Source organism: Thermohalobaculum sp. (assembly GCF_058622915.1).
Genome location: NZ_JBZSYN010000116.1, coordinates 1 through 2,634 on the forward strand (window position 1 = coordinate 1; position 2,634 = coordinate 2,634).

Consider the following 2,634-nt stretch of genomic DNA (forward strand, 5'->3'; position numbering starts at 1 on the left):
GCGATCGCCGAGGCCCGCGCCGAGGCCCGCGGCCTGAAATCGATCCGCTTCCTGACCGGGGACCTGGTGGAGGCGCCGGGCCTCGGCCCCTTCGATTACATCGACTGCTGCGGGGTGCTGCATCATCTGTCCGACCCCGATGCCGGCTTCCGCGCGCTTGCCGGGGCGCTGGCACCGGGCGGCGGTCTCGGGCTGATGGTCTACGCGCCCTACGGCCGCACCGGCGTCTACCCGATGCAGGCCGCCTTCGCGCGCCTTCTGGCCGAGGATGCGCCCGAGGAAAGGGTCCGCCTGGTACGCACGGTTCTCACAGCGCTGCCCGAGACCAACTGGTTTCGCCGCAACGATCTGGTGGGCGACCACCGCGGATCCGACGCCGGGCTCTACGACCTGCTGCTCCATGCCCGCGACCGGCCCTATACCGTGCGCGACCTGGCGGCTGCCCTCGATCAGGCCGGCCTGGTGCTGGTCTCCTTCCTCGAGCCTGACCGCTACGATCCCCGGCGTTTCCTGCCGCAATCGAGCGAGATCGCCGAGCGCGTCGCCGCACTCGCCCCGCTCGAGCGCGCAGCGCTGGCCGAGCAACTGAGCGGCAACCTGGCGAAGCACGTCTTCTATGCGGCCCGCCCCGGCGAAACGGTTCAAGCAAGGCCCACCAGCCCCGAGGATGTGCCGCACCTGCGCGGGGTGGCCGCGCCTGCGCTTTCGCGGCACGTTGCGCAGAAAGGCCCGATCCCTGTCAAGCAGGACGGGTTGACCTATGTGATCGACATGCCCCGCAGCGCCGGACCGCTGATCGGGCAGATCGATGGGGCGCGCAGCCTGGGGCAGATTGCCGCCGCCGTGCGCATGGACTGGCTCGCGTTCTCTGCCGCCTGGGCGCCGGTGCATCGCGGGCTGACCGGCTTCAACTTCCTGCATTACAGCCGGGGCGCGCGGCGCTAGTCTTTCCGGGGCACCGCACGATGCGGCATCCCCGCGTGCGAATGGAACGGGTCCCTACCCGAGTCGGGAGAGAGCTTCATGTCCGATCCGATCGTTATCGTCGGCGCCGCACGCACCCCGATGGGCGGCTTCCAGGGCGAGCTGGCCGGCGCCTCGGCCTCCGACCTGGGCGGCGTCGCCATCAAGGCGGCGCTAGACCGCGCCGGCGTTGCGCCCGATGAGGTCAGCGAGGTCCTGATGGGCAACGTGCTGATGGCCGGCCAGGGCCAGGCCCCGGCGCGGCAGGCCTCCTTCGCCGCCGGGCTGCCCAAGGATGTGCCCTGCACGACGCTGAACAAGATGTGCGGCTCGGGCATGAAGACGGCGATGGTGGCGCACGACCAGCTCATCGCCGGCAGCGGCCGCATCGTCGTCGCGGGCGGCATGGAGAGCATGACGAACGCCCCCTACCTGTTGCCCAGGATGCGCGCGGGCGCGCGGCTCGGCCACGCCGAGGCCAAGGACCACATGTTCCTCGACGGGCTCGAGGACGCCTACGACAAGGGCCGCCTCATGGGCACCTTCGCCGAGGACTGCGCCGAGCGCTACCAGTTCACCCGCGAGGCCCAGGACGCCTACGCCATCGCCTCGCTGGACGCGGCGCTCGCCGCGCAAAAGGATGGCACCTTCGACGCCGAGGTCGCCCCCGTGACGATCGAGAGCCGCAGCGGCCCGGTGACCATCGGCACCGACGAGCAGCCGAGGAAGGCGAAGCCCGAGAAGATCCCGCACCTCAAGCCCGCCTTTCGCAAGGACGGCACGGTGACGCCGGCCAACTCGTCCTCGATTTCCGACGGGGCTGCCGCCCTGGTGCTGATGCGGGAGTCCGAGGCCGAGAAGCGGGGCCTGCCGGTTCGCGCCCGCATACTCGGCCACGCCTCCCACGCGCAGGAGCCGGGCTGGTTCACCACCGCTCCGGTCCCCGCGATGCGCAGGCTGATGGAGTGCCACGGCTGGAGCGTGGACGACATCGACCTGTGGGAGGTCAACGAGGCCTTCGCTGTGGTGCCGATGGCCGCCATGGCCGAGCTCGGCATCCCGCGCGAGCGCCTCAACGTCAACGGCGGCGCCTGCGCGCTGGGCCACCCCATCGGCGCCTCGGGCGCCCGCATCATCGTGACACTGCTGCACGCCATGGAGGCGCGCGGCGCAAAGCGCGGCATCGCCAGTCTCTGCATCGGCGGCGGCGAGGGCACCGCAGTCGCTATCGAAAGGGTATGAAAATGAAACACGTCAAGGACATGGTGGCCGAGGCGAACGAGGTGGTCGAGCACATGCCCGGGGCGGAAGCTCAGGCTCTGCTCGGCCGCGACGACGTCACCTTCGTCGACCTGCGCGACCTGCGCGAGCTCGAGCGCGACGGCATGATTCCCGGCGCCTTCCACTGTCCGCGGGCCATGCTGGAGTTCTGGATCGATCCGGCGTCGCCTTCCGCAAAGCCCCAGTTCCAGTCCGGCAATCGCTTCGTGTTCTACTGCGCCTCGGGCGGGCGCTCGGCGCTGTCGGCGCGGGCAGCACACGAGATGGGGCTGGCCAACGTCAGCCACATCGAGGACGGCTTCAAGGGCTGGAAGGAGTCCGGCGGGCCGGTGGCGGAGAAGGAGTGATGCTCTCCGACGAGCAGGCGATGATCCGCGACATGGCGCGGAC

General features: G+C 70.4%; 3 protein-coding genes. All 3 read left to right on the forward strand.

Annotated elements, in window-relative coordinates; all coding sequences use genetic code 11:
• Nucleotides 1-945: methyltransferase (locus AC32QD_RS09115; RefSeq protein WP_492010177.1), on the forward strand; the 945-nt coding region annotated here is incomplete at its 5' end.
• Between the two features lie 78 nt (nt 946-1,023).
• The gene (locus AC32QD_RS09120; RefSeq protein ID WP_492010178.1) at nt 1,024-2,205 is read left to right on the forward strand and encodes an acetyl-CoA C-acyltransferase; all 1,182 of its coding nucleotides are present in this window, start codon (nt 1,024-1,026) and stop codon (nt 2,203-2,205) included.
• A 2-nt stretch (nt 2,206-2,207) separates the two neighbouring features.
• Nucleotides 2,208-2,591 carry a rhodanese-like domain-containing protein gene (locus AC32QD_RS09125; protein WP_492010179.1) on the forward strand — a complete coding sequence of 128 codons (384 nt, stop codon included), beginning with the start codon at nt 2,208-2,210 and terminating at the stop codon, nt 2,589-2,591.
• Nucleotides 2,592-2,634: the final 43 nt, after the last annotated feature.

Bases quoted from the DNA above. Each gene is read 5' to 3' on its own strand.
- AC32QD_RS09120 (WP_492010178.1), top strand. From the start codon at position 1,024: ATGTCCGATCCGATCGTTATCGTCGGCGCCGCACGCACCCCGATGGGC.
- AC32QD_RS09125 (WP_492010179.1), top strand. From the start codon at position 2,208: ATGAAACACGTCAAGGACATGGTGGCCGAGGCGAACGAGGTGGTCGAG.